The organism is Gordonia sp. (in: high G+C Gram-positive bacteria) (genome assembly GCF_052106715.1).
Taxonomy (GTDB): Bacteria; Actinomycetota; Actinomycetes; order Mycobacteriales; family Mycobacteriaceae; genus Gordonia.
On sequence record NZ_JBQEDL010000022.1, the window covers coordinates 1 to 26,661 of the forward strand.

Consider the following 26,661-nt stretch of genomic DNA (forward strand, 5'->3'; position numbering starts at 1 on the left):
TCGAATCAGTCCCAGCGCGGTCGCAACGGCTCATCGCGTTGAACCCGCCGTTCCCCAGCGCCGCGTCGCTGTCCACCGGGATCGCGCACCACTTGTTCGCCGATGCCGCGCGAGTCCTGGAGAGCGGCGGCGAACTGTGGTGCGTCTGGAACTCGCACCTGCGCTATCGCGGACCGCTCGAACGTCTCGTCGGACCGACACGGCAGATCGCGCGGAACGCCAAGTTCACGGTCACCGCGTCGGCACGTGACTAATCCGTCGATTCAGCGCGGCAGCACGCCGTCGAGCACGACCGAGAGGTACTGCGCCGCGATGTCGTCGATCGTCTTGGGACCGCCCGGCCGGTACCAGCGGACCGCGACCCACACCGTGTCACGCAAGAAGCGATAGACCAGTTCGACATCGAGGTCGCTCCGGAAGTCGCCGTCGGTGACGCCCCGCTCCAGGACCGACTCCCAGAGTTTCCGGAACTCGACGTTCCGTTCGTGAATGTACGAGAAACGATCCTGGCCGCTCAGCCTGCGTGCCTCGTTCTGGTAGATGGCGACAGCGGTGTGCCGTGTATCGATCGACTCGAAGGACGCGATCACGAACTGGCGCAACGTGTCCGCCGCACTCAAACCTGCGGCGTCGATCTCGCGGTACCGGTCGAACAGCGAATCGAGAAAGCTGCGCAGGAGGTCGTCGACCATCGACTCCTTCGAGTCGAAATGGTGATAAAGACTCCCCGACAGAATGCCCGCCGCGTCGGCGATGTCTCGAACCGTCGTCGACCGCAGTCCACGTTCGGCGAACAGTTCACCTGCGATCCCGAGAAGTTCGTCTCGTCGGGCCGAGCCCGATACGGTCGACTTCGCCGCCACTACGCCTCCTTCAGCTGACTACCGGTTCACCCTAGCAAGTGCTTGGTTTAGCGGAGTCGGCTGACAGGGCTGGAACGGAGAACGCTGGTCGGGCCAGCGGGTCAGCGCTTGGCGGACTTCCGCGAGGCCCGCCCCTGGAGGAAACGCCACATCTTCATCTGCATGCTCGTCAGACGCTTGTCGCTCTTGGTGAACGGAGCTGTCATGATCTGGGCGAAGCTGATCGGCATGGTCGACACCGTCACCGCGCGTGCGTGGCTGAACGTGTCGAAGCCGAATTTGCCGTGGTAGCTACCCATTCCGGATTTGCCGACGCCGCCGAAAGGAAGCCCGCTCGAGAGCAGGTGCAGCGCGAAGTCGTTGCCGCTGATCGAACCGCTTCGAGTGTTGTCGGCAACGCGCTGCAGGTTCTCGTTGTCAGAACCGACCCAGTAGAGCGTGAGGGGATGGCCGGCGGAATTGATCTTGTCGATCGCCTCGGACAGGTTGCGGTACGGGTAGACCGTGAGGACCGGGCCGAAGACCTCGTCCTCCTCGACCTTCATTCCGGCTTTGACGCCGGTCAGGACCGTCGGGGGAATCTTGCGGGCATCCGCGTCCGGCAACTGCTCGCCTGCCGGGATCACCTGATGCTTCGTGGCACCGAGCTCAACCGCGTCGTCGATCAGGCCGACGATCCGGCTGTAGTTCTTCTCGTTGACCGTCGAGGTGTAGTCGCCGTTCTTGAGGATCGTCGGGAAGTTCTCGGTCCACCGCGCAATCACTTTCTCGGTGAACTCGCCGACCTTGCTCTCCGGGACGAAGACGTAGTCCGGGCACAGGCACACCTGCCCGCCGTTGATCATGCGGGCATCGGCCAGGAAGTTCGCGGCGTCGGTGATGTCCTGCACCGGGTCGACGATCGCGGGGTTCTTGCCACCGAGTTCCAGAGTGACCGGAGTGAGGTGCTTCGCCGCTTCCTGCGCGACCGACTTTCCGACCTCGGGCGATCCGGTGAAGAACATGTGGTCGACGTCGAGCTTGGCGAAGTCTGCGCCACCGCCGTGCTTGCTGGTGACGACCGCGAACTCTTCGATCGAGAAGTAGTCGGGGGCCACTCGCGCGATGACGTCGGTGGTCTTCGCCGTGACAGACGAGGGACGCACGAGGACGCGGTTGCCTGCGGCGAACGCCGACCCCGCAGGAACGATCGTCAACTGCAGCGGGAAGTTCCACGGTCCCATGATTCCGACGACGCCGAGCGGTTCGTGGCGTAGACGTTGCTTGTAGCCGAGGATCCCCTGCAGCGGCGAGACCTTCTCCTCTTTCATCCACTTCTCGGCATCTCGCCGCTGGTGGGTGAGGTCGATCATGCAGCCTGCGACGTCTGCCGCGATGGACAGTTCCTTCGGGCGGGTACCGAAGTCCTCGTTGAGCGCCTCGGTGATCTCGTCTGCGTGATCGAGGAGCATCTGGCCGAGCCGGTTGATGCGGTCCACGCGCGTCTGTGCGTCAGGCTTGCCATCCCGCAGAAACGCAGCCTTCTGAATATCGAGCAGTTCGGTGAGGCTGTGCGACTCGGACGACACCTTGTCGCCGGCTCGCACCACGGTTTCTGCAGGCTTGGTCATAGGACCCTCCACTTCATGACGAACTGCCCTCGGTTGAGACAAATTCTGAAACTCATCCCATCGTACCGGCATCGTGTGGCGAATCACAGGGGCCCGACCGGGCCGGGAGGCCGCGCCGAGTCAGTCCGGGTGTTTGACCGACTCGAACGTCCGATCCGGCCAGAAGAACGGGAGTTTGATGCGCGCGAACTTCCAGACACCGTCCTCCTTCTGGTAGTCGTCCTCGTACATGCCCAGATAGAAGAGCGGGTTCGCGTGGCCGCCCTTGGTCGTGACGTTTCCGCTACCGGCCTGCTGTCTGGTCAGCAGATCAATGAGGTAGCAGCGGCCGTGGGCGCTGTCGGGTCCGGTCAACGTGATCCACGGGTTCGTGACGACGTGCATCGTGTCGTACGGCTCGCCCAGTCGGTCGAGTTCCCGGGTGAAGTTCGCGATGATCGTGTCACGGCCGACCCAGTCTCCGCCGTACTCCGCCGGGAACTCGCACACCGCGTCCTCACAGAACAGCGTCGTGAGGCCCGCTACGTCGTGGCCGTCGAAATAGTTCGAGTATCCGATGCGAAGCTGCCGGATCTCTTCGGTCTGCAGGAGTTCGTCGATCGTCATGTCGTTGCCCTTCTAGTTTCTGGCGGCCAGGTGGTCCTGGCCGATTGCCAACGCGAGATAGCGGTTGTACATGCGCGCAAAGCCGAGATTGCCGCCTGCGAACCAGAAGCCCGGTTGCTCGGTGCGCCGCCAAACGCCCCTCACCTCGCCCTCGTCGTCGAGTCCCCAGACCGGTCCGCACGTCTGCGCGAGGTCGTCGCCGAAGATCGCCCGCGCCGTGTTCTCCATTCCGCCGAATCCGGTCGCCAGGACCACGGCGTCAGCGGTGACCCGAGAGCCGTCCGACAGCACGACGTCGGACCCCTCGTAGCCTTCGACCGACACACCGGATCGGACCGCGATAGTGCCGTCGATGATGTACCGGCTGCAGCCGACGTCGATGTAGTAGCCGCCGCCTCGGCCGAGGAACAGCCGCATCGAGCCAGTCCCGTCGTCGCCGCGCGAGAGCGCGAAACCTGCGGCGTCGAGACCTCGATGCAGTTCGGCGTCGTGCTGGGCCATCGCCGCAGTCGCTGCTTGCAGCCCCGCAGTCGTCGCCGCCGACAGATGCGGCGACGAAGCACCGAGGTAGTCGGAGATCGCGGTCGGCGGCGACGTGTCGGAGTAGGACGCGCCCATCATCACCTCACCGACCGCACTGGCGCTGACCACGTAGGTCGGCCCACGTTGGATCATCGTCACTCGATCGCCGTGCTCCACGAGGTCCTGGGCTACGTCATGTCCGCTGTTGCCGGTACCGACCACCACGACGTGCTTTCCGCCGAAACCACCACCGCGGTAGCCGCTCGAATGCATCGTTGGTCCGTCGAACTCGCCGGGGACCTGCGGCGTGAGCGGGACGGTACCGCTGACGCCGGTCGCGAGGACGACGTGCGCGGGGGCCACCGTTCGCCCGCTCTCGCTGCCATCACCGGCGACGCTCTGCAGCGTTACCCGCCAACGGTCGCCGACGCGTTCGGCGTCCTCGACAGTCGTAGAACACCAGACGTCGAGTTCCATAGCGGACGCATACAGCTCGAGCCAATCGCCCATCTTCTCCTTGGGTGCGAACACCGGCCACGTCTGTGGATACGGGAAGAACGGCATCTCGTCGTAATGAACGGGGTCGTGGAGAACCAGCGATTCGTAGCGGCGCCGCCAGTTGTCGCCGACTCGTGGATTCTGGTCAATAAGCAAGGGGCGCAAGCCCATCGCACGCAGGTACGCGGCGAGCCCCAGACCGCTGTGTCCGGCCCCGACGATGAGGACGTCCGGCTCGCCGTCGGCCAGATCGTGTTCCGCCGCCCTCCGTGCGTGCCACGTCCGCCCGTCCACCGAGTTGCCGTCCGGACGCGCGCCACCGGCCGCGAACGGCAACTCACGGAGTTCTTCGAGCGTGGTGAACAACGACACCGCACGCCAGAGACCATCCGACTGGACGAGACGGACCAGGCCTTGACCTCGGCCGTCGGTGGTGTCGAACGTGAGAAAGGCTGTCACGAGGCCGTCGTCGCCCGGCAGCACAGCGGCGAACTCCGGTGGAGCCGCGACGCGCACTGACCCGAGAAGGATGCCGCGGGCACGGGCGAGTTGCTGATCCAGCACCGCTACACCCTGCCTGCTGTGGAGGTCGCCGGTGAAGGCGAGCAGGTCGCGCCACCACGCGTCGTCGACGAACAGGGACGGTGCGCCTTGACCCGCCCGAAGTCCTTCGGTGAAGCGGTCCGCCCACGCAGACGCAATCGCCTCCCCATCGAGTTCGTCGGAATTCTCTAGAAGCTCGGTCATCCGTCAGCTCTCCCGCATCACTTGATGCAGTAACCTGCGTCGACTTTGAGTTCGTTGCCCGTGACGTACCGGGCTTCGTCGGACGCCAGGAACAGCAGCGCGTTGCTGATGTCGGACGCTTCGACCCACGGAACCGGCAGTGCGTTGGTCGTGGTGAACACCGGAGCCGCCTGCTCCTTGGTCGGATGCTCCTCATCCGGCAGGAACAGCTTGAACGCCGCTTCGTTGAGGATCATGTCGGTGGCCACACCGGTCGGGTGAATGGTGTTGACTCGAATCGAGTGGGGCGCCAATTCGAGCGCGAGTGTCTTCATGAGTCCAACCACGGCGTGCTTGCTCGCCGTGTAGGGCGCGACATTCGGTGTGCCCTTGATTCCCGCTGTCGAACTGGTGATGATGATCGACCCGCCCTTTCCCGCGTCGATCATGGGCACGGTCACGGCTTTGCACGTATGCCAGACACCTTTGAGGTTGATGTCGAGGACCTCGTCCCAGTCGCTCTCGCTGACCAGATGCGACGGGTCGCCGAAGACGAAGATGCCCGCGTTGGCGCTGACGATGTCGATTCCGCCGAAATCGGTCACGCCGTCGGCGACGACCTTCGCGACGGCGTCGTAGTCGCGCACGTCGGCTTTCGCCGACACGATGCGCCCTCCGAACTGCTTGACCTTGTCGATCGTCTCGGCCATATCGTCGTCGGACGCACCCGGGTAGAGCCGCTCCACGCTCGGAATCGGCGCACAGACGTCGAGTGCGATGATGTCGGCGCCTTCCTGCGCCAATCGGATCGCGTGACTGCGCCCCTGGCCTCGTGCCGCTCCAGTGATGAATGCGACCTTGCCGTCCAACCTGCCCATTGCCCGCTCCTCGCGTCGAGTTCCCCTGTCTCTGATAACGATTACACTGGTTTTGGGTGTTGTCAATGTCACATTCCCGAACCTTCCCGACTGCACGTGATGCCATACCAGCGTCGATGCCGACAAGGATTGGAACGGCGAAAAGCACTGCGGGCGATCACCTTCGAGGTGATCGCCCGCAGTGTGGCACTCGTCGTGGGTTCAGCCGAGACGTTCGATGATCGTCACGTTGGCGGTGCCGCCGCCTTCGCACATCGTCTGGAGTCCATAACGTCCGCCGGTCCGCTCGAGTTCGTTCAACAATGTCGCGAACAGCTTGGCGCCGGTGGCGCCGAGCGGGTGCCCCAATGCGATCCCGCCGCCGTTCGCGTTGACCCGAGCGGGGTCCGCTCCGGTCTCCTTGAGCCAGGCCAGAACGACGGGAGCGAATGCCTCGTTGATCTCGACGACGTCGATGTCGTCGATGTTCAGCCCCGCCTTCGCCAATGCGTGCTTCGTCGCGGGAATCGGCGCCGAGAGCATCATCACCGGGTCGTCGCCGCGCACCGAGATGTGATGGATACGGGCACGAGCGGTGAGCCCGTACTCCTTGAGCGCCGTCTCCGACACGACGAGAGTCGCGGACGCGCCGTCGCAGATCTGCGACGCCACGGCAGCAGTAAGGTCAGACTCTTCGGCGAGGACGTCGAGCGAGGCCATCTTCTCCAGCGAGGTCTCGCGCGGGCACTCGTCGACCACGCAGTCGCCGAGCGGTACGTACTCGTTGTCGAAGCGGCCGGCGGCGATCGCAGCCTTGGCCCGCTGGTGGCTCTGCAGCGACCACTCCTCCATGTCGCGGCGCGAGATGCCCCACCGCTTGGCCATCATGTCGGCGCCGACGAACTGACTGATCTCGGCGTCGCCGAAGCGCTTGTTCCACCCGGGCGACTCCGCGGTCGGCGTCGTGAAGCCGAGTTCCTGTCCGGCGATCATCGCCTGGCTGATCGGGATGGCGCTCATGTTCTGCACGCCGCCGGCAAGGACGACGTCCTGAGTCCCGCTCATCACGGCCTGCGCCGCGAAGTGGATGGCCTGCTGACTGGATCCACACTGCCGGTCGACAGTCGTTCCGGGAACGCCGAGCGGCATGCCTGCGGTGAGCCACGCGGTACGGGCGATGTTGCCTGCCTGCGGTCCGATCGTGTCGACACAACCGAAGATCACATCGTCGACCGCGTGCGGATCGATGCCGGTGCGTTCGACGATCGCCGAGATCACGTGGGCGCCGAGATCGGCCGGGTGGACTGCGGCGAGCGATCCCCTGCGTTTACCGACCGGGGTGCGGACGGCGTCGACGATGTAGGCCTGCGGTGCGGTCACGTCTGAGACTCCTTTGATGTTGATGCGCGACGTCAGGCGCGCTGGCTGGAGATCGAAACGATCTCGCCGGTCAGATAGGTGGTGTAGTCGCTGGCGAGCATCGCGATGGTCGCCGCGATCTCCCAAACTTCCGCGGCTCGGCCGTACGCCTCCCGGGATTCGAGTTCGTCGAGCAGTTCGTCGGTGGTGACCTTCGCCAGGAACGGATGCTTCGCGATCGACGGCGCGACCGCGTTGATACGGACGCCGTAGTCGGCGGCCTCGACCGCCGAGCAGCGGGTGAGCGCCATGACGCCTGCCTTCGCCGCCGCGTAGTGCGCCTGCCCGCGCTGTGCACGCCACCCGAGGACGGACGCGTTGTTGACGAGAATTCCACCGTGACCGGCCTCGCGGAAGTAGCGCAGTGCCGCCCGGGTGGCACGGAACGTGCTGTTGAGCGTGATGTCCAGGACGCGGTCCCACTGCTCGTCGGTCATGTCGGCGACGGGAGTCTCCCCGCCGAGTCCCGCGTTGTTCACAAGGACGTCGATACGGCCGAGTTTCGTGGCTGCTGCGGCGATCAGCCCGTCGACCTGCTCGGTGCTCGACACATCGCATATGTGTGACTCCACGCGATCGGAGGCGAACTCGTCAGCCAGTTTGTCGACTGTCTCGCCGAGCCTGCGCTCATGAAAGTCGGAGACGAGGACGTCGCCGCCCTCGAGGAGAACGCGACGTGCGGTGGCGAACCCGATGCCGGTGCCTGCCGCCGCCGTCACGACGACCTTTTTGCCCTTGAGCAGATCGTGGCCTGGCACCTCGGTGGGTGGGGTCGCGAGGGGAGACGGGGTCGAGGTTTTAGGTGGGGTTGTCACGGGCGTGCCTCTCGGGGTAGGCCGAGGACTCGCTCGGCGATGATGTTGCGCTGTACTTCGTTCGATCCGCCGTAGATGGTGTCGGCGCGACTGAACAGCAGGAGTCGCTGCCATTCGTCGAGCTCCACGTGTTCGGGATCGGCGATGTCGTTGGCGCGGCCCTCGGTCGTCGCGGAGGGGCCGAGGAGTGAGGAGGCTCCGACGACCGCCGTCGCAAGCTCGCCTAGGTCGCGATGCCAGTTGCCCCAGAGGAGCTTCGTGACCGATGCCGCACTCGCCTCGGAGACGATGTCCCCAGCAAGGGTGCGACGCGCGTTCGCCTCCATAACGGTGAGTCCGACCTTGGCGCGACGCAAGCGCGTGGCGATCTCCGGATCGTCGATCGCGCCGTTGCGCTTCGCGACCGCGATCAGATCGTCGAGTTCGCGCCGGAATCCGACCTGCTGGCCGAGGGTGGACACACCGCGTTCGAACTGCAGGAGTCCCATCGCGACTTTCCAGCCGTCGCCGGGCTCGCCGACGATGAGGCCGGCAGAGGTCTTCGCGTCGTCGAAGAACACCTCGTTGAACTCGGACGTTCCGGTGATCTGCTGGATCGGGCGGATCGTCACGCCCTCGGCGTCGAGCGGAACGAGGAGGAAACTCAGGCCCTTGTGCCTGGCCGATCCTTTTTCGGTGCGGGCGATCACGAAGCACCACTGCGACAGATGAGCGAGTGAAGTCCAGATCTTCTGACCGTTGATCACCCAGTTGTCGCCGTCGAGCACCGCTGAGGTCGCGACGCCGGCAAGGTCGCTTCCTGCACCTGGCTCGGAGTAGCCCTGCGCCCAGAGTTCGGTCACGTCGACGATGTGCGGAAGGAACCGCCTCTGCTGTTCTGGCGTGCCGTACTCGATGAGCGTCGGGCCCAGCAACTCTTCGCCGAGGTGGTTCACGCGCGCGGGCGCAGCGGCACGCGCATACTCGCGATGAAAGATGATCCGCTGCCCGATCGTCGCCCCACGCCCGCCGTGTTCGACGGGCCAGCCGAGACACGTCCACCCGGCGGCAGCCAGATGCCGGTCCCATTCGAGACGTTCGGCGAAGAACTCGTGTTCGCTGCCCGGGCCACCGCGGCCCCGTAGGTCTGCGAAGCCGCCCACGAGGTTCTCGGCGAGCCAGTCGCGGACCGCGCTCTCGAAGACACTGTCCGCATCTGGCGTGCGCGCAGCCCATTCGCCGAGGTCGACGGCCCGATCGGCAAGATTGATCGTCGTCATGGCATCTAGCTTAACCTAGCAAGCATTTGCTAGGTTTTGTTCATGCCTCCGACGCCCCTTCCTACTCTCGCACCGCAGACCACTCCGGCCGCTGTGCACCGAGCCGAAGAACTCTGGCCCGAGAAGACCGCTGTGATCGATGAACAGTGGGCCGACCCCGTGCGGCTCACCTGGAGCGAGTTGGCCGACCGGGTGCGACACTTCGCCGCGGGTCTGATCGACGCGGGCGTCGAGCCGGGTGAGAGGGTCGCGGTGTGGGCGCCGAACAGCCACCACTGGCCGATCGCCGCGCTCGGCACGCACTATGCCGGTGCCGTGCTCGTACCGCTCAACACTCGGTACACGGTGAGCGAGGCGTCCGACATCGTCGATCGAGCGGCCGCGAAGGTCATCGTGGCATCGGGTGGGTTTGCGGGTATCGACCGGCTGGCCGAGGTAATCGCGTCGCCGATCGCGACCGGCCGAACGGTGGTCGGCATCCCACTCGACTCGGGCATCGACGAAGCGGGCGCAATCACCTGGGACCGATTCCTTGAGGTATCCGACGAGTCGTTGGCCGCAGCTCGATTGCGGGCGGACGCGGTCGCCGAGGATGATCTCTCCGACATCCTGTTCACCTCTGGAACGACCGGCGCACCGAAGGGCGTCCTGGCCGAGCACCGGCACACCCTCGCGGGCGCGGGCGCATGGGCGTCGAACGGCGAACTGACCGACGCCGACCGGTATCTGATGGTGAATCCGTACTTCCACACGTTCGGCTACAAGGCGGGAATCCTGCCGTCGCTACTGCTCGGCGTCACGATGCTCCCGCTCGCCGTCTACTCTCCAGCCGAGTCCATGCGGTTGATCGACGCCGAGCGAGTGACCGTCTTCCCCGGCGCACCGACGATCTTCCAGACCGTCCTGGACGATCCGTCCCGCTCCGACTACGACCTCTCTTCGTTGCGTCTGGTGGTGACCGGCGCGACGATCGTTCCGGTCGTCCTCATCGAACGCATCCAAGCCGACCTCGGTGTCGCGGCCGTGCTGACCGCCTACGGGCAGACCGAGACGAGTGGATTCATCACGACCTGCCGCGCCGGCGACGACGACGTCACCGTCGCCACGACGTGCGGCCGCGCATACAAGGGCATGGAGGTGAAGCTGTCGGACGAGGGTGAGGTGTTGACACGCGGAGCGATGGTGATGCGTGGCTATCTCGACGACCCCGAGGCGACGTCCGCTGCGATCGACCCCGATGGGTGGTTGCACACGGGTGACGTCGGGACTCTCGACGAACGAGGCAATCTGACGATCACCGACCGACTCAAGGACATGTACATCTGCGGCGGATTCAACGTCTATCCGGCGGAGGTCGAGCAGGTCATCGCCCGCGTCGACGGAGTCGCTGAGGTCGCCGTGATCGGCGTCCCCGACGAGCGGATGGGAGAGGTCGGACGCGCGTTCGTCACGACGACCGCCGACGCGAAGGTGACCGCCGACGACGTGCTGGAGTATGCGCGTGAGCATCTCGCGAACTTCAAGATCCCACGCTCGATCCAGTTCGTAGAGGCGCTTCCTCGGAACCCATCGGGCAAAGTACTCAAGCGGGAACTGGCCTGACGCGTCGCACACAGCACGGGTCAGAACGGTGGCGGGCCCGCCGACTCGAACTCCACCTTCCGCGCAGCATCGGCGCATGCCTGGACGTACCGTCGGTGCGACCGGATGCGATTGCGATACGCATGCTTGGCCGTCGTGCGCGACCGAGACCGCATCGGCTGATCGCCGTGGTCGACCGCGCCCGGAGCGGACGGCGTGCCGTGACTGCACGGCACGAGGCCGAGGCCTGGAACCAGCCAATGGTTCCGCGCTCGTGAGCGCACCGTGTATCCGGTCGGCGACGTGATCTCCGTCCAGATCACCCCATTCGCGTCGGTGATCTGATCGTCGATCCACCCTTCCCCGAAGGTCTTGCACAAATGGTGAAAACGGCACTTCGGGTTCAGGTTGCACAGGCAAGTCGCGCCGCCCGCCGACGGATCGTCATGGTTGAACTCGCACACGTGGTCCAGGTCGCATCGCCACGCCGGGCGCCCGCAACCGGGCTCGACGCACATGCCGAACACCGCACGCATCGCTACGTCACAAGCGGCCGTCGGGCGGTACGGATTACCTGCCTGCGCGGCGCCGTCTGCCAGACCCGCGACGTCGAGAGGCCGCTGCACCGCGTCACGACGTGTGGCGATCTCCCGCACGTGGTGCGGGTCGATGACCCCGAAACCGTCCAGCCAGCCTGCCTTGTCCGCATCGCCCGCGATCGTGCCCGCATCGGCGACCACGTGGACGACGATCTTGGCGAAGCGGGCGGCGACCTCTTCCTGCGACACAACGACACCGCAGTCGGCAACACCGCAGGTGCAACCGTATTCGCCACCGGTCAGCAGCGCGACAGCTGCGTCGTGGCGGCGCACGCCGCATGAGCGCGAATCGTTCTCGCACACCCGATCGGCGACAGAGTTCACGCTCGCATCGATCAGGGCTGCGTCCTCCGGAGTGGTGGCGATCGTGACGTCGGAGCCGTCGACGTCGTGCGACACGTTGACACCCTTGCCCCGCGCCTGCCGACGTTCACGCAGACCGCCCGGATCGGTCTCGGCGACCATGCGGCGAGCGGTGTCGGCTGCGTCCTTGCGAGACACCCCTCCCATCTCCGATAATTCGGCAGCGGTGGCGGCATCGACGGCTGCAACCAGGTCGGCGTCCTGCACCCCGGTCGTCTGCAGCACTACATCGCCGAACGCGGCCACGCTGATCACACCGTCACGCATGAGTCGCGCTACCTGCGGCAGCCGCTCGGACGCCTCCACTGCGAGATCGACCTGCCGGTCCGCAGTTCTCGCCGCGACGCATAGTGCCGTCGACACCTCACGAGCGACGCTTGCGAAGACATCGACCACCCGACGGTCGGCTGCGTCCAGCGCGACCCCCGCCGAACCGGCAGCCTCGACCAGCATCGCGTAGATCGCTTGGAACCGCAGAAACGCGAGGTACCCCTCGCCCGCATACAGAGCATTGAGGACCGCGCTGCCAGCCTTACCGCCGACTCCGACTGGCGCCAGGTCGACATCAGACCACCCGTTGACCGACATGACTCCCCCGTTCTGCCGATTCGGCAAGAATCGAATGTATGTTCTAATAGTAGAACGTGAGAGTGATCTATACAACACTTTTAACAAATTTATTTTCGATTACGGTGGACTAGCGTCACGCTTGTTCCGCGCGCAGAACGAATCTCTGCACTTTGCCACTCGGCGTCTTCGGCAGCGACTCGACGAAGTGGACGGCCCGCGGGTACGCGTGCTTCGAGTACTCGTCACGGACCAGCGCCTGTAGTTCGGTCGCGAGCGCATCGTCGCCGGTGAAACCGGCATTCAGGACGACGAACGCCTCGACCACCTCGCCGCGGATCCCTTCTGGATCCGGTCGCCCGACAACCGCCACCTCGGCGACAGACGCGTGCGTCACCAGGACGCTCTCCACATCGAATGGCCCGATGCGGTACCCGGCCGCAAGGATCACGTCGTCGTCGCGCGCAGTGAACGAGAAGTAGCCCTCGTCGTCGACTCTTCCGGTATCGGCGGTCAGGTACCAGGCGCCGTCGTCAGTGAAGCGTTCCGCAGTCTTCTCCGGTGCTGCGTCGTAGCCGGTGAACCAGAGCGCCGGACTGGCCTTCACCTCGATCGCGATCTGTCCGTCGACGATTCCGGCGGCATAGCCCGGCATCGGCTGGCCCATCGACCCCGGCCTCAGCGGCATCGCGACGTCGACGTTCCAGTGATTGCCGATCACCATGCCGATCTCGGTCTGACCGTAGTGATCGCGCACTTCGCATCCGAGCTGCGTGCGGCCAAACTCCACGATATCGGGCGTCAGCGGTTCGCCTGCCGACGAAGCGCGACGCAATGCCACTCCCGCCGTGTCTGCATGCGCGCGCAGTGCTCGAAAAATGGTGGGCGCGCCCGCGAAATTGGTGACACCGAACTTCTTGAGCACCTCGACCGTCGAGTCCGGGGTGAACCCCGCATTGAACAACAGGCTCGTGCGCCCGGTGACGAGCGGCGTGATCACCGCGTAGTAGAGGCCGTACGCCCAGCCGGGATCGGCGGCGTTCCAGAACACGTCGTCCTCGGCGACGTCGAGCGAGAAGTGCTGGTACGCCTGAAAAGACGCCAGTGCTCGCATCGGCACCGGGACTCCTTTCGGCTTCCCCGTCGTCCCGCTCGTATACAACTGGACGAACACGCCGTCGCCGCCCACCGCCGCATCGTCGGTGGACGGCTGCGCAGCCTCCGCCTCGGCGACCAGGTCGTCGACATCGAGAACGGTCACTGCGCCGATCGGGTCGACCTTGTCGCGTTGGGACGCATCGGTCACCACGATCCGCGCATCGGCCCCCTCGACTCGCAGAGCGATCGCACCGGTGGCGAACGCGGTGAACAGCGGAACGTGCACCGCACCTATCCGCCACAGCGCGACAAGTGTCACGACCAGCGCGCGGCGCTTGCCGAGCAGGACCGGGACATGGTCTCCGCGCGCCACGCCGTGTGCCGCAAGAACCGTCGCCATGCGCCGTGACTCGTCCGCGAGCTCCCCGTAGCTGAACTCAACCGATGACAAGTCCGGCTCGACGAGAGTGAACGCGACCGCGTCCCGATCGTGGCGGTCGCACAGCAGGTTCGCCACACTCGCGTCCGGCGCCCCGTAGACGTCCAGCCAGTCGGCGACCTGCAGGTCTGCGCCTTCTCGTGCAGCGTCGTTCATGCCCGTCCTCCACTCACTCGACCTGCGGGATGACACAATGATGGATGTGACGACCGACACCGGCAACCCTCTGAAGAGGGGTGCTCCTGCAGAACAACTGGCCCGCACGCTGCGCCGTCCGCTCGCGCAACTGCGGCGGCGAACCGGTGCGACCCTCGCGTTCGCCGGTCGCGTCCTGCCCGGCGATGCTCCGAGCATCGAACTGTTCTCGTTCGACGGAGACCTGGTCGGTCCGCTGCGGGGCGCGAACCTGGACCCGGGCCACGGCCTCGGTGGCCGAGTAGTCGGACGCGCCCGCGCCGAGGCCATCGGCGATTACGTGCGTTCGCCGCTCATCACGCACACCTACGACGAGATCATCCGAGCCGAAGCCCTCCGAGCCATCGTGGCGGCGCCGATCATCGTCGGTCGGCGACAGATCGGCGTCCTGTACGCCGCACGACGGACCGCGCAGGAACAACTCGGTTCCGCGCTCGACGCCGTCGTGGACGAAGCGCGGTCCGTGGAACAACAGCTGGCGGTCTCCGACGTCCTGTCCACCCTGCGCACTGACGACGAGGAGCGTGATCTCGCAGCCTGGCGGACCCGGGTCCACGACTCGTACATGCAGTTGCGGGCACTCGCAGACTCCGTCGGCGACGAGTCGGTACGAGCGCGCATGTTGGAGATCGCCGCAGATCTCGCGCACCAGAACCCCGCCGACGAGCCGACCGTCCATCTCACTGCGCGCGAGCAGGACGTCCTCGGACTGCTCGGTGCGGGGTTGTCGAACCGGGCGATCTCCGGCCACCTCGGCATCGGCGTCTACACGGTGAAGGACTATGTGAAGTCGCTGATGACCAAGCTGAACGCGGCGACCCGTTTCGAAGCGGTCGTCAACGCGCGTCGCGCACGACTTCTTCCCTGAGCTCGCCGTCGTCGTTCATCTGTTTGAACGACAGCGACCTAACGTGGCGTCGGACACTGTCCGACATACCCAGTAGCGGTCGACGTTGACCCAACCCCGATCCGCAGGCATCGATCGGCCGGCCGCTGCCGCCGCCTGCGAGAGGACGTGTTCATCATGCGCAAGCTCACGAACCACACGAGCGGTACTCACATTCTCGCCACCCGCATCGCGATCGCCGGGATCGCTGCCGCAGGTCTGTCCGCCGCCACTCTGGTCGGCGCCGGCGAGGCTTCGGCGGACGGATTCCCCGGCGGACCCTACTGCAACGGGCCAGTCCAGGTGATGGCGTCCTCGGCGGTCTCCGAGGTGGTGATCTGCCCGGTGCAAGGCCCGACCGGCTGGGCGTACAAGGGTGAGGCCACGACGACGGGTGACACCGTCGACATCTGGGGCGCCACCCAGGACTCGCTTGGATTCCACGCCGTGAACAACGGCTACACGTACCACGTGCACCGCGACCGACTGCTGATCACCGCCCCCGACGGCTCGGTGGTCTCCAGTGAGCCGTGGACGTACTACTACCAGCGGTGACCGCGATCCGCGGTGTAGTTCGGACGAACGACACCGCGGATTCTCGGGCACACACTGGAATCACGAGCAGATCATGCGAGCGAAATGAGGAGACACATATGAGCAACCGAATCCGCACCGCAGGCCTGACCGCCGCTACCGCACTGTTCGCCGCAGGCGCCGTCCTCGGCACCGGACAGGCCGCCGCCGACCCCGGTTATGGGGACGGCTTCCCCGGCGGGCCCGCATGCGCCGCCCAGACCTTCGTCAAGGCTGAGTCGGCATCGTCGCAGATCGTCATCTGCCAGAATCCCGGCCACGCGGTCGACTACACGTACAAGGGACTCGCAAAGTCGACCGGTGAGACCCTCGTGGTCCCGACCGCGCGTTACGCGAGCAGCGGCTATCACGCCTTCAACAACGGCTACGCCTACCACGTCCGCCCCGACGCGCTTGAGATCCTGGCACCCGACGGCAGCGTCGTCTCGCACGAGCCCTGGACGTACTACGACTCGACCCAGGGGTGATGGGCAGGCCTACTGGATCGGCTTCACCAGCGGAAAGAGAACGGTCTCGCGGATACCCAGGCCGGTGATCGCCATCAGGAGTCGGTCGATTCCCATGCCGGTTCCGGCGGTAGGCGGCATCGCGTACTCCATCGCAGCGAGGAACTCCTCGTCGAGGACCATCGCCTCGTCGTCGCCCGCGGCGGCGAGGCGAGCCTGGTCGACGAAACGCTCACGCTGGATGATCGGGTCGACCAATTCGGAGTAGCCCGTGGCGAGTTCGAAGCCGCGGACGTAGAGGTCCCATTTCTCGACGACACCCGGGATGCTGCGGTGGGCGCGAACCAGCGGCGATGTCTCGACCGGGAAGTCGCGGACGAACACCGGCTCGTCGAGGTTGTCGCCGACCATGTGCTCCCACAGTTCCTCGACAAGCTTGCCATGGCCGTAGCCCTTGTCCCTCGGAACCTCGAGTCCGACCTCGGCGGCGATCGCCAGCAGTTCGTCGACACTCGTCTCGAGCGGTACGATCTCGCGGCCGAGTGCCTCCGACAGCGACGGGTACATGGACACGGACTTCCATTCGCCCGACAGGTCGTAGGTAGACCCGTCCGGCATCGTCGGAGTCAACGTGCCGACCGCCCCGAGCGCGACGGCCTGGACGAGTTCCCTCGTCAAAACGGCGGCGTCGTCGTAGGTGCCGTACGCCTGGTAGGTCTCGAGCATCGCGAACTCGGGCGAGTGCGTCGAGTCGGCGCCCTCGTTCCGGAAGTTGCGATTCACTTCGAAGACTCGCTCAATACCGCCGACGACGGCGCGCTTGAGGAACAGTTCCGGCGCGATCCGCAGGTACAGGTCCATGTCGAAGGCATTGGAATGGGTGACGAACGGACGAGCCGCCGCACCGCCGTGCAGCGTCTGCAGCATCGGCGTCTCGATCTCGAGGAAGTCGCGTTCGGTGAGGAACCGCCGCAGTTCAGCCATCGCAGTGACGCGGGTCCGTGCGGTCTCGCGAGCCTCGGGGCGGACGATCAGATCCACGTACCGTTGACGGACCCGCGACTCCTCGTTCATCTCCTTATGCGCAACGGGCAAGGGGCGCAACGACTTCGACGCCATCTGCCACTCGTCGGCCATGATCGACAGTTCGCCCGTTCGTGATGAGATGACCTCGCCGTGGACGAAGACGATGTCGCCGAGGTCGGCGTCAGCCTTCCACGAGGCGAGGCCGTCCTCGCCGACCTTGGCCTGCGAGAGCATCGCCTGCAGCTTGGTGCCGTCCCCCTCCTGCAGAGTGGCGAAGCAGAGCTTGCCTTTGTTGCGGATGAAGATCACGCGTCCCGCGACACCGGCCTGAACACCGGTCTCCATACCGGCCTCGAGGTCGGAGTACTCGGCACGGATCTCGGCGAGAGTGTGCGTACGAGCCAGCTCGACGGGGTACGCCTCGCGCCCTTCAGCGAGAATGCGCTCGCGCTTGTCCCGGCGGATGCGCAGCTGTTCGGGGGTCTGATCGTCCTCGCGGATCTGCTCGTCACTCTGGTGCTGGCTCACCCGACTAGGGTAATTGGCCGCAGCCGTCGGGAGCCAATCGTCAACGCGGGTCGTACAGGCCGAGTGCGTCGGCGCCGACCGAGCCACTGACCCCGCGTTCACGCAACGCGCGATGACCGCCGACGACGAAACGCGCCCCGATGACTCCTCGTGCTTGAAGATGCCAGGCGAGCAACTCGGCGTCGTGCCCGTCTTCGGAGACGAGCACCCACAGGGCGTCCGCGGTCGCCGTCCGAAGCGCCGACGGCGAATCGGGACTCAGGAGATCGAGCGCCTCGGCGGAGTCCACCGCGAAGGCGCCGAGCAGTGCACCGAACCGTCGGTGCGATGCGGCGTCACGCAGGTCGACGGCGATCGCCCCGTCGGCGAGCGCCTGACGAAAACGGTCGGCCTGAACTGACAGCGGTACCGGAACAAAGGGAGCGGACACGGGTGCAGATATCACAACAGTCATGAGGGATTCCTCGGATGGTGATCGAACGAGCGGGTAGGTCGAGACACAGGACCGTCCACGCACAGCGGGACGTCAGTCCTGACAACACTCCTGACAGCTCTTGATCACGACGAGGACTCTGCCACACCAGTGCGTCGTCTTCCAGAGTTTTGCGCGCGAGTGAGCAGAATCGCCGTCGCCGCCCCCGGAGTGCAGTCCACGATCTGGGCCGCTGCAGATCGATCGATCAGGAACCCGGCCGATTCGGCAGTGTCACACGTTGCAGTGTCACACGTTACAGTCGGTTCCATGAGTATGTCTCGCCGCTCGTTCTTGCGTTCAAGCGCTGCAGCCGCGGGGGCGGTCGCGGCATCCTCGATCGCGTCGTCGATCAGTGCCGGCCTGGTCCACGCCGAGCCCGGAGCCACGTCGTCGGCCGACGCCGCCGGAACGACCCTCGCGAAGGTCGGAGTCGCCGGACGCCCGGACAAGAAGGGGTACCGCAAACTCGTCGAAGGCAGAGGCTGGCCCCTGTACGTGCGCGAAGAACTCGCCGCCGCGAGACCGAGACGCGATTCGACTCGGACCGGTCTGGCATCGTTCGTCCAGCTCACCGACATCCATATCACCGACGTCCAGAGCCCCGCGCGCTTCGAATACGTCCATCCCCTGCAGGGACCCGCATACCGCCCGCAGGAGGCGCTCGGCACGCAGGCCGCCGTCGCACTCGTCAAACGCATCAACGCACTCTCGGGCGGGCCGTTCACGGCTCGCGCGTTCGATTGCGTGGTCTCTACCGGCGACAACACCGACAACCACGAGATCGTCGAGCTCGAGTGGTACCAACGACTCCTCGCGGGCGGGAAGATCACCCCGAACACCGGGCATCCGACTCGGTTCGAAGGCGTTCAATCGGACGGATCGGCGATGTACTACCGCCCCGAAATCGACACCCCCGACCAGTACAAGGACCGCGGGTTCCCCACCGTCCCCGGGCTTCTGCACGCAGCGATCCGCGCCCACGTCAGCCCCGGCCTGAACATGCGCTGGTACTCCGTCTTCGGCAACCACGACGACCAGATGGTCGGCACCGTGCCGAACAACCTGATCGACTGGCTGTATCTCGGCGACGCGAAATTCGATCTGCCCGGCACCGACCCGACCGTCGGCGCGATCGCGAACGCGCTCGGTAGCGCCCCGTCGTCTGTCGTACCGCTGCTCGCGAAGCTCAAGGCCACCGGCCCCCTCCTTCCCGCGACGGCAGACCCGCGACGACGACCCTATTCCCCACGCGAGTTCGTTCGCAGACACTTCGACCCGTCGATCACCGGCGCAGGCCCGGTCGGACACGGATTCGCCGACCCCGACGGCCCCAGCTGGTACCGATTCCAGATCGCTCCCGGCGTACTCGGGATCGCCATGAACACGACGAACAGTCTCGGCATCGCCGACGGCTCCATCAGCCAGAAGCAACTGGACTGGATCTCCAAGCAGATCCGTGCGCACGCCGACCACCTGGTGATCGTCTTCAGTCATCACACGTCCACCACGATGACCGCGAGACTGCCCAATCCAGAGACGCCGGGGCAAGCCCAGTTCGACGGGAAGCACCTCGTCGAACGGTTGAAGGCGCACCCGAATGTGATCGCCTGGGTCAACGGCCACACCCATAATAACGCCGTGACACCGCACCGCGGCTCGACGCCTGAGCACAGCTTCTGGGAGATCAACACCGCAAGCCACATCGACTTCCCCCAGCTCGCGCGGATCATCGAGGTGGCCGACAACAAGGACGGCACGATCAGCGTCTTCACGCCGTTGATCGAAGCCGACGGGCCGTACACCGCCGACCCGTCGAACCTGACACAGCAAGGCCTGGCAAGTCTGTACCGCGAGTTCTCGCTCAACGACATCCATCTCGAGGACCGGGCCGGAACGGCAGCGGACCGCAATTGCGAACTGCTGCTGGCGAACCCGCTGCGCTGAGCGGTCGGTGGCGTTAGGAGCCCAGGTGGTCCTCGGGCAGCTTTATGTACACGGTCATCACCGCGGTGAGAACGACACCTGCGTCCTTGTCGGTCAGCTCCACGTCGTAGGCGACGAGCGCTCGCCCGCGGCCCGCTTCAGGGCGAACCGTCGTGGTCGTCATCGTCCCGGTGATCACACTGCCGGGTCGTACAGGCTGCCAGAACCGGACGTCTGTGACCTCTTTCCCGCAGAGGACGTGGAACTTGTCGAACACGGCTTCGACGGCGAGTTTCTGATAGATCGCCAGAGTCTGGATGCCGCTTGCGATGAGGCCCCCGAACGGACCGTTGTCCGCGGCGTCGGGGTCCACGTGGAACCATTGCGGATCCCATTGCTCGGCGAAGGCGATGATCGACTCCTGCGTGAGGGCGTATTCCCCGAGACGATGGACATCGCCCGATCTCACAACGTCGGCGTAATGCTTCTCCATGCACCGAACCGTATCCCGTGCGCGACATCTCACCGACGCCAAGGCTGCTGATGCTCGCGCGGTCGGAGTAGGTGTGGAGGAGGTTTCACACGTACGAGAACTGGAGCGACATGTCCGACGCACGGCCCACGCAATCCCTTGAGATCCATCTCGCGGCTCGTCCTGTGGGCGAACCCGCCCTCACCGACTTCGAAGCGACCACCGTCGCCGTCCCCGACCTCGACGCCGATCAGGTACTGGTCCGCAACGAGTTCATGAGCGTCGACCCATACATGCGGGGACGGATGAACGACGCGAAGTCGTACGTCCCGCCGTTCGCACTCGGCGAGCCGCTCACCGGCGGAGCCGTCGGCGAGGTGATCGCGACCCGCTCCGACGCGCTACCCGTCGGCACCAGAGTGTCCCACGGCCTCGGTTGGCGGGAGTACGCGGTCCTCGACTCGTCCTCGGCACTCCCGCTCCCCGATGACGGGCTGGCGACGAGCGTTCACCTCGGCGTGCTCGGACTCACTGGATTCACCGCTTATGTCGGCCTGTTCGACATCGCGTCGTTCGGCCCTCGCGACACAGTGTTCGTCTCCGGGGCGGCGGGCGCCGTCGGTTCCATCGTCGGCCAGATGGCCAAACTCCGCGGTGCGCCGCGCGTGATCGGAAGCGCGGGGAATGCCGATAAGGTCCGCCACCTCGTCGACGATCTCGGGTTCGACGCCGCATTCGATTATCACGACGGCGACGTCCGTCGGCAGCTGGCGGACGCCGCGCCCGACGGTATCGACGTCTACTTCGACAATGTCGGCGGCGACCATCTCGAGGCCGCCATCGAGTCGATGAACGACAATGGGCGAATCGCCGCGTGCGGCGCCATCTCGAACTACAACACGACCGGGCGCACGTCGGGCCCGGACAACATGTACCAGTTCGTCACGAAACGTCTGACGATGCGCGGCTTCATCGTCGGCGACAGCGCGGCTCGCCGCCCGGACTTCCTCGCCGAGACCGGAGCATGGCTGACACAGGACCGTCTGCGGTATGACGAGACGATCGTCGACGGACTCGCACACGCCCCACAGGCGTTTCTCGACATGCTCAACGGCGCAAACACCGGAAAGATGCTAGTGCGCATCTGATACCGATCAGCTGCGCCACGGAGCGAGAAGGAGTCGGCAGGCCCGGCGCATGCTGTCCTGCGCTTCGTCAGGCGTGAGCTCCCCCATCACCGCCCACGAGAGGACGCCGTATGCGGTCTGTTCGACGATCCCGGTGAGCTGCAGGTCGTCCGGCGTCGGCTCGGTGATGCCCGCGGCGGCGAGGATCCGACCGCGCAGATCGAATCCGGTGGTCTGCGATTCGGCGCGGATCGCGTTGATCGACACGATCATCGCGCGCCCGAGGAGGGGCCGAGCCAGCATGCTCCGGCAGGCGTCGGCCATCATCTCGGCAACCGCCTCGACCGGGTCGTCTTCGGCATGAGACTGATCGGGACCGAGTTCTCGCGCATACTCGAGCATCAGTGCGGCGAAGAGGTGATGCTTCGTCGGATGGTAGCGGTACAGAGTGGCGAGCGAGACGCCCGCTTCCGCGGCGACATCGGCCATTCGCACCGAGTCGAGGCCTCGGTCCGCCCCGAGTCGGGCCGCCACACGGAGGATGCGACGAGCCCGTTCGCGCTGGACGGGTGTCGTGGGCGCGGCCGCCTCGCGCGCCTCGCTGGGCCTAGGCATCGTGACTCACCCGGCGTCTCATGAGTTCGGACATGAGTCGATGATGCCTCAGAGCCGCCCGCGGCCAGGCCTAGACGGCCCCGGCGCGTGGCTGCCTTCCACCTCACTCGCCGGGATCCGCCGTCGAGCGAGGGTGTCAGCGGCGCCGTGATCGCTCATACACTCGCCGTAGCCCGTCGAGTGTCAGATGCGGGTGATGCACTGTGAGGCTTCGGCACTCGTCGAAAATCAGCGGCGCGAGGTAACCGGTGGCGACGACGCAGACGTCCGGACCGTCGAATCCGGGCACGTCTCGTTTGATGCGTTCGACGAGGCCGTCGACCTGGCCGGCGAAGCCGAACAGGATTCCCGATTGCAAGGCCTCGACAGTGTTCTTCCCGACGACGCTGCGCGGGGGCGCGAGTTCCACTTTGCGCACCGTCACCGTGTGGTCACTGAGGGATTGGATCGCCAGGTCGATCCCCGGGGCGATCGCACCGCCGAGGTACTCGCCCTTCGCCGAGACCGCGTCCACGACGGTCGCCGTACCGCACGCGACGACGATGCAGGGACGATCCGGGTAGTTCCCGTGCGCGGCCAATGCATTCGCGACCCGGTCGGTACCGACCTCTTTCGGATTGTCGACGAGCAGCGGGACACCGGTTCGCACCCCCGGCTCGAGAAGGATGTGAGGGCCCTTCCCGAAGTATCGAGGCAGCATCACCCGCATCTCCCGCAGGAGGGACGGCACGGTGGAGAGGGTGGCTGCCGCAGTCACCTGCTCGACGTCCGGACCGAGCAGTCCGCGCAACGTCAGGGCGAGCTCGTCTGCGGTGTAGTTCGGCTGCGTGTGAATACGCCAGTCGCGCACCAATTCTGCGTTATCGCCGAGACCTGCGAACACGCCGAGGTGGATGTTCGTGTTCCCGATGTCGACGGTGAGGAGCATCGAGACGTCAGACCCGCGCGAGCTGCCTCGGGTCCTTCAGACCCGAGCCCTCCGGCACGTCGGCCGGATCGGCGCCGATCGTGATCGGCCGGTTGTCCGCGTCGACGAACACGACGTGCGGGGAGTACTCGCGCACCTCGTCCCTGTCCAGGATGCCGTAGGCGATGATGATCACCAGGTCGCCCGGGTGAACGAGATGTGCTGCAGCGCCGTTGATACCGATCACACCGCTACCGCGCTCGCCGGCGATCGCATACGTCTCGAGACGGTTGCCGTTGTCGATGTCGACGATCGTCACCTGCTCGCCTTCGAGCAGATCTGCGGCGTCGAGCAGATCCTGGTCGATCGTCACCGAGCCGACGTAATGCAGGTCGGCCTGCGTCACCGTCGCACGATGAATCTTCGACGTCATCATGGTTCTGAACATGCGTCATCCCTCTTCTTTTCCGATGAATCCGGTGCCGATCGCGACGCCGACATTGTCGATCAGTCGTGCCGACCCGAGTCGTGCTGCGACGAGCAGACGACCGTCGCCCATCTCCGGGGCCTCCTGCAGACCGAGGCCGCGCAGTTCGAGGTAGTCGACGGAGATCTGTGGCTGGGTGTCGAGTACTGCTTGGGCGGCAGCGAGAACCGCGTCGCGTCCACCCGCCGCGGCGTGTGTGCCCGCCAACAGCGCGGCCGAGAGCACCGTCGCGATCTCTCGCTCGTCCGGGGACAGGTACCGGTTGCGCGAAGACAGCGCGAGTCCGTCGGCTTCACGCACCGTCGGCACCCCGACGATGTCGACATCCATGTCGAGGTCGTTCACCATCTGGTTGACCAACACGAGCTGCTGATAATCCTTCTCGCCGAAGTACGCCACAGTCGGCCCGACGATGTTGAGCAGCTTTCCGACCACGGTGAGCATCCCAGCGAAGTGCCCGGGCCGAGAGACACCGTCGAGGATGTCGCCCGTAGGCCCCGGGTGCACGGTGGTGCGCGGCCCGTTCGGGTACATGTGAGCCGCGGTGGGCGCGAAGACCAACTCGACGCCCGCCGTCTTCAACTTGGCGACGTCATCGTCAAAGGTCCGCGGATAGGCGTCGAGGTCCTCCCCCGCACCGAACTGCAGCGGATTGACGAAGATCGACACGACGACCACTGTGTTGCCCGTCCGCTGCGCCGTGCGCACCAACTGCAGGTGTCCGTCGTGCAGCGCACCCATCGTCGGCACCAGAGCGACACGTTTGCCCGTGCCGCGCAACGCCCTGGTGACGCGGCGCAGATCGGCGGGGTCACGGTGGACGGTGAGCTCGCCCGGAGTGAATAGAGGTGCGTCGGTCACGGCTGTGCCTCCAGGAGGTGACGAAGGGCGGGATCGGCGTCGTGCTGGGCCGCTGCACGGGCGGCGAGGACACGGTAGCCGCGGGCGATGCCTTCGTGGACGTCGGACAGTTCGGAGAGATGACGGGCGACGGTACCGACGTCGCCGCGTGCCACGGGACCGGTCAACGCCGACCGGCCCTGCGCCAGAACATTCTCCAGCGACGCCGTGACGAGCGGTGCGAGCAGTTGCTCGGCGAGTCCGACACCGCCGCCGTCAACGGTTGCGTTATCAGCGGCGTCGCCCGCTGGACCGTTGATCGCCGCCCGCAAGGCAGTCACCGCGTCGGTGATCAGGGCGTTCAGATTGTTGGAGCCGTGCGCGAGCGCGGCGTGGTAGAGCCCTCGGCTGGTCTCCGCGATCCGGACCGGTGTCGCACCCAACTCCAGAACCAGTGCCATCGCGATCGCGTCGCCGACCTCGTCTGCGGCGGTCACTCCGAAGCACGCCGAGGCCAGACGCACGGTGTCCTCAGGCGAGTCGACGAATGTCATCGCGGGGTGCGTCGCCAGCACGATCGCACCCGATCTCGCGACCGGATCCAGGATCTCCACGCCGTAAGAGCCGGCCGTGTGGGCGACGATGGTTCCCGGCGTCACCAGCCCGGCGATGTCATCGGCGACGTCGGCGAGTTCGGTGTCGGGGACTGCAATGACGATCAACTCGGAGTCGGCGACCACGCCTGCCAGGTCCCGGATCTTAGCGAAGGGCAGCCGGTCTGCCGCTCGAGCCGCAGACTGCGGCGATCCGGCGCGGACGGATTCGACACGGTGCCCGACGGCCGCGAGCGCTTCGCCGAGTGCAGTGCCGACACGTCCCGCACTGATGATGCCGACGCGTAGGCGAGCCGGTGCCCTCGGTGATTCCACCGTTGCCTCCATTGTCGTTCCAGTCCCTCCAACGCACATTCCGCGCGCTCCGGGTACCAGACGTCCGCAGCCCACGATAGGCCCAGCGAGCAGCAGGTGCCACAACGCTGTGACCGGGTTCACCCGGTCACAGCGTCATCGGGCTCGCTGGGTCAGATCGCAGAGTCGGAACGGTTCTAATCGCGACGGCGACGGTGCCCGCCCGACGCCGGCCCACGGCCTCCGGAGCCCTCGCGGAGCCGAGAGAGGAGTTCACTCGCCGGCCGCCCTGCCGCATGCGCACCATCGTCGACGGCCTCCGGCTCGACTTCCTCCGGCCGCTGCGGAGCCTGGTGTTGCTCGGCGTACTGCTGCGGCGGCCCCTGCTGCGCTCGGAAGGGCGCCGACGGCGGCTCGTAAGCGCCTGCGCCGAACGGCGTGCGCTGATGCGGGCCCGGTGCCTGGGGGCCCGCGGCGAAGCGCGGAGCGCCCGGACGCTGCGGAGCCTGAGGCACTGGCGGAGGCTGCGGGACACGCCCCTGCTGGTGCGGTGCCTGCTGCTGTGGCGCCTGCTGTCGGTGCGCCTGCGGTTGGGGTACCTGCTGTTGGGGTGCCTGCGGTTGGGGGCCAGGACGGGGACGCCACTGCTGCGGCGCGGGCCGAGGCACCTCGACCGGCTCGGGCTCAGGTTCCGGTTCTGGCTCCGGCTCGACGTCGGCCGGATCGTCGGTGACAACCGGGATGATCTCGGTCATCTCGACCGGCTCGGGATCGACAGCGGGCTCGGGAACGTGACGTCCGTCGTCGGTCTGAGGCGCAGTCGTTGCGAAATCCCGTTCGGCGGCGGCATGGTCATCGGTCACGTCGGCGTACGACGCACCCGTCAGACCCGAACTGAGCTCACGCGGACGCTCCAACCCGATCGCGATCCGCGACTCCGGCAGCGGTTTGCCCAGCAGTTGTTCCAGGCTCGACCGAAGTGCAAGAACTTGCGCCTTCAGCTCCTCGAGCTCATGGCTCGACTCCTCCGACAGCTCGTGTCGGATAGACGACTCGACGTCCGACTCGTACTGACGACGAGCCGCGATCTCCCGCTCGAGCTGCAACTCGTAAACCAGACGCAGATCCCGCGTGCGGTTCTCGGCGGTGTCGGCCTGCCTTCGGTACTTCGTGACCAGCACCGCGCCGATCACCGCCGCCCACAGGGCTGCGATCACCGCGAGCGTCGCCTGCATCGACAGGTTGTCTCCGAACACCATGAGCAGGCTGGCGATGAGCGCCAATACGATCAACAATGCGATCGCCCACTGGCCCGTCGACGGTCGAGATCCCCGCGTCTGTCCGCTGTCCGTCTCTTCGGTCATGCAGCCAACTTACCGGCACGTCGGACCGCGACCGGTCACCGGACCT

Annotated in this window: 26 protein-coding genes; 7 read left to right on the top strand and 19 right to left on the bottom strand. The window is 66.0% G+C overall.

What is annotated here, in order from left to right; translation table 11 throughout:
* On the top strand, positions 1 to 254 hold a 254-nt coding region (locus ACTIMF_RS12185; RefSeq protein WP_442350558.1), incomplete at its 5' end, for a methyltransferase.
* Between the two features lie 9 nt (positions 255 to 263).
* On the opposite strand, the gene ACTIMF_RS12190 is transcribed toward ACTIMF_RS12185, so the two are convergent.
* From ACTIMF_RS12190 to ACTIMF_RS12225, 8 genes are all read right to left on the bottom strand, one after another.
* On the bottom strand, positions 264 to 863 hold the full coding sequence (locus tag ACTIMF_RS12190) for a TetR/AcrR family transcriptional regulator (protein WP_442350559.1): 600 nt from the start codon (positions 861 to 863) through the stop codon (positions 264 to 266).
* A 101-nt stretch (positions 864 to 964) separates the two neighbouring features.
* Positions 965 to 2,473, bottom strand: a complete 1,509-nt coding sequence (locus tag ACTIMF_RS12195; protein ID WP_442350560.1) for an aldehyde dehydrogenase family protein — start codon at positions 2,471 to 2,473, stop codon at positions 965 to 967.
* A 120-nt stretch (positions 2,474 to 2,593) separates the two neighbouring features.
* The gene (locus ACTIMF_RS12200) at positions 2,594 to 3,079 is read right to left on the bottom strand and encodes a nuclear transport factor 2 family protein (protein WP_442350561.1); all 486 of its coding nucleotides are present in this window, start codon (positions 3,077 to 3,079) and stop codon (positions 2,594 to 2,596) included.
* 12 nt (positions 3,080 to 3,091) lie between these two features.
* A complete protein-coding gene (locus ACTIMF_RS12205) occupies positions 3,092 to 4,846 on the bottom strand; it encodes a flavin-containing monooxygenase (RefSeq protein WP_442350562.1) in 1,755 nt (584 codons plus the stop codon).
* 17 nt (positions 4,847 to 4,863) lie between these two features.
* Positions 4,864 to 5,703, bottom strand: a complete 840-nt coding sequence (locus ACTIMF_RS12210) for a mycofactocin-coupled SDR family oxidoreductase (protein ID WP_442350563.1) — start codon at positions 5,701 to 5,703, stop codon at positions 4,864 to 4,866.
* 201 nt (positions 5,704 to 5,904) lie between these two features.
* Positions 5,905 to 7,062 carry an acetyl-CoA C-acetyltransferase gene (locus ACTIMF_RS12215; RefSeq protein ID WP_442350564.1) on the bottom strand — a complete coding sequence of 386 codons (1,158 nt, stop codon included), beginning with the start codon at positions 7,060 to 7,062 and terminating at the stop codon, positions 5,905 to 5,907.
* 32 nt (positions 7,063 to 7,094) lie between these two features.
* Positions 7,095 to 7,916: an SDR family oxidoreductase gene (locus tag ACTIMF_RS12220; RefSeq protein ID WP_442350565.1), complete on the bottom strand. Its 822-nt coding sequence runs from the start codon at positions 7,914 to 7,916 to the stop codon at positions 7,095 to 7,097.
* Positions 7,913 to 9,175: an acyl-CoA dehydrogenase family protein gene (locus ACTIMF_RS12225; RefSeq protein WP_442350566.1), complete on the bottom strand. Its 1,263-nt coding sequence runs from the start codon at positions 9,173 to 9,175 to the stop codon at positions 7,913 to 7,915. The genes ACTIMF_RS12220 and ACTIMF_RS12225 overlap by 4 nt, the downstream gene beginning before the upstream one ends.
* A gap of 42 nt (positions 9,176 to 9,217) precedes the next feature.
* On the opposite strand from ACTIMF_RS12225, the gene ACTIMF_RS12230 reads away from it, so the two are divergent.
* The gene (locus ACTIMF_RS12230; RefSeq protein WP_442350567.1) at positions 9,218 to 10,777 is read left to right on the top strand and encodes a FadD3 family acyl-CoA ligase; all 1,560 of its coding nucleotides are present in this window, start codon (positions 9,218 to 9,220) and stop codon (positions 10,775 to 10,777) included.
* 20 nt (positions 10,778 to 10,797) lie between these two features.
* Here ACTIMF_RS12230 and ACTIMF_RS12235 read toward each other — a convergent pair whose 3' ends face one another.
* Positions 10,798 to 12,333: a DUF222 domain-containing protein gene (locus tag ACTIMF_RS12235; protein ID WP_442350568.1), complete on the bottom strand. Its 1,536-nt coding sequence runs from the start codon at positions 12,331 to 12,333 to the stop codon at positions 10,798 to 10,800.
* A gap of 88 nt (positions 12,334 to 12,421) precedes the next feature.
* The gene (locus tag ACTIMF_RS12240) at positions 12,422 to 13,978 is read right to left on the bottom strand and encodes an AMP-binding protein (RefSeq protein ID WP_442350569.1); all 1,557 of its coding nucleotides are present in this window, start codon (positions 13,976 to 13,978) and stop codon (positions 12,422 to 12,424) included.
* Between the two features lie 40 nt (positions 13,979 to 14,018).
* On the opposite strand from ACTIMF_RS12240, the gene ACTIMF_RS12245 reads away from it, so the two are divergent.
* From ACTIMF_RS12245 to ACTIMF_RS12255, 3 genes are all read left to right on the top strand, one after another.
* Complete coding sequence (locus ACTIMF_RS12245) at positions 14,019 to 14,885, top strand: LuxR C-terminal-related transcriptional regulator (RefSeq protein WP_442350570.1); 867 nt, start codon at positions 14,019 to 14,021, stop codon at positions 14,883 to 14,885.
* Positions 14,886 to 15,041: 156 nt separating this feature from the next.
* The gene (locus tag ACTIMF_RS12250; protein ID WP_442350571.1) at positions 15,042 to 15,458 is read left to right on the top strand and encodes a hypothetical protein; all 417 of its coding nucleotides are present in this window, start codon (positions 15,042 to 15,044) and stop codon (positions 15,456 to 15,458) included.
* 98 nt (positions 15,459 to 15,556) lie between these two features.
* Positions 15,557 to 15,964: a hypothetical protein gene (locus ACTIMF_RS12255; protein WP_442350572.1), complete on the top strand. Its 408-nt coding sequence runs from the start codon at positions 15,557 to 15,559 to the stop codon at positions 15,962 to 15,964.
* A 9-nt stretch (positions 15,965 to 15,973) separates the two neighbouring features.
* Here the strand turns inward: ACTIMF_RS12255 and lysS are convergent, their stop codons facing one another.
* Positions 15,974 to 17,497: a lysine--tRNA ligase gene (gene lysS / locus ACTIMF_RS12260; protein ID WP_442350573.1), complete on the bottom strand. Its 1,524-nt coding sequence runs from the start codon at positions 17,495 to 17,497 to the stop codon at positions 15,974 to 15,976.
* A gap of 40 nt (positions 17,498 to 17,537) precedes the next feature.
* Entirely contained in the window at positions 17,538 to 17,951 is a 414-nt protein-coding gene (locus tag ACTIMF_RS12265; RefSeq protein ID WP_442350574.1) for a rhodanese-like domain-containing protein, read from the bottom strand.
* Positions 17,952 to 18,239: 288 nt separating this feature from the next.
* On the opposite strand from ACTIMF_RS12265, the gene ACTIMF_RS12270 reads away from it, so the two are divergent.
* The gene (locus ACTIMF_RS12270; RefSeq protein ID WP_442350575.1) at positions 18,240 to 19,916 is read left to right on the top strand and encodes a TIGR03767 family metallophosphoesterase; all 1,677 of its coding nucleotides are present in this window, start codon (positions 18,240 to 18,242) and stop codon (positions 19,914 to 19,916) included.
* A gap of 13 nt (positions 19,917 to 19,929) precedes the next feature.
* On the opposite strand, the gene ACTIMF_RS12275 is transcribed toward ACTIMF_RS12270, so the two are convergent.
* Positions 19,930 to 20,388: a MaoC/PaaZ C-terminal domain-containing protein gene (locus ACTIMF_RS12275; protein WP_442350576.1), complete on the bottom strand. Its 459-nt coding sequence runs from the start codon at positions 20,386 to 20,388 to the stop codon at positions 19,930 to 19,932.
* 110 nt (positions 20,389 to 20,498) lie between these two features.
* On the opposite strand from ACTIMF_RS12275, the gene ACTIMF_RS12280 reads away from it, so the two are divergent.
* A complete protein-coding gene (locus tag ACTIMF_RS12280; protein ID WP_442350577.1) occupies positions 20,499 to 21,515 on the top strand; it encodes an NADP-dependent oxidoreductase in 1,017 nt (338 codons plus the stop codon).
* Between the two features lie 6 nt (positions 21,516 to 21,521).
* Here ACTIMF_RS12280 and ACTIMF_RS12285 read toward each other — a convergent pair whose 3' ends face one another.
* The 6 genes from ACTIMF_RS12285 to ACTIMF_RS12310 all read right to left on the bottom strand — a co-directional run bounded on the left by ACTIMF_RS12285 (position 21,522) and on the right by ACTIMF_RS12310 (position 26,615).
* The gene (locus ACTIMF_RS12285; RefSeq protein WP_442350578.1) at positions 21,522 to 22,109 is read right to left on the bottom strand and encodes a TetR family transcriptional regulator; all 588 of its coding nucleotides are present in this window, start codon (positions 22,107 to 22,109) and stop codon (positions 21,522 to 21,524) included.
* A 136-nt stretch (positions 22,110 to 22,245) separates the two neighbouring features.
* Positions 22,246 to 23,037, bottom strand: a complete 792-nt coding sequence (locus tag ACTIMF_RS12290) for a type III pantothenate kinase (protein ID WP_442350579.1) — start codon at positions 23,035 to 23,037, stop codon at positions 22,246 to 22,248.
* 7 nt (positions 23,038 to 23,044) lie between these two features.
* Complete coding sequence (gene panD / locus ACTIMF_RS12295; RefSeq protein ID WP_442350580.1) at positions 23,045 to 23,464, bottom strand: aspartate 1-decarboxylase; 420 nt, start codon at positions 23,462 to 23,464, stop codon at positions 23,045 to 23,047.
* A gap of 3 nt (positions 23,465 to 23,467) precedes the next feature.
* Positions 23,468 to 24,364, bottom strand: a complete 897-nt coding sequence (gene panC / locus ACTIMF_RS12300) for a pantoate--beta-alanine ligase (RefSeq protein ID WP_442350581.1) — start codon at positions 24,362 to 24,364, stop codon at positions 23,468 to 23,470.
* Positions 24,361 to 25,272, bottom strand: a complete 912-nt coding sequence (locus ACTIMF_RS12305) for a Rossmann-like and DUF2520 domain-containing protein (RefSeq protein ID WP_442350582.1) — start codon at positions 25,270 to 25,272, stop codon at positions 24,361 to 24,363. The genes panC and ACTIMF_RS12305 overlap by 4 nt, the downstream gene beginning before the upstream one ends.
* A 176-nt stretch (positions 25,273 to 25,448) precedes the next feature.
* On the bottom strand, positions 25,449 to 26,615 hold the full coding sequence (locus tag ACTIMF_RS12310) for a DUF6779 domain-containing protein (protein WP_442350583.1): 1,167 nt from the start codon (positions 26,613 to 26,615) through the stop codon (positions 25,449 to 25,451).
* Positions 26,616 to 26,661: the final 46 nt, after the last annotated feature.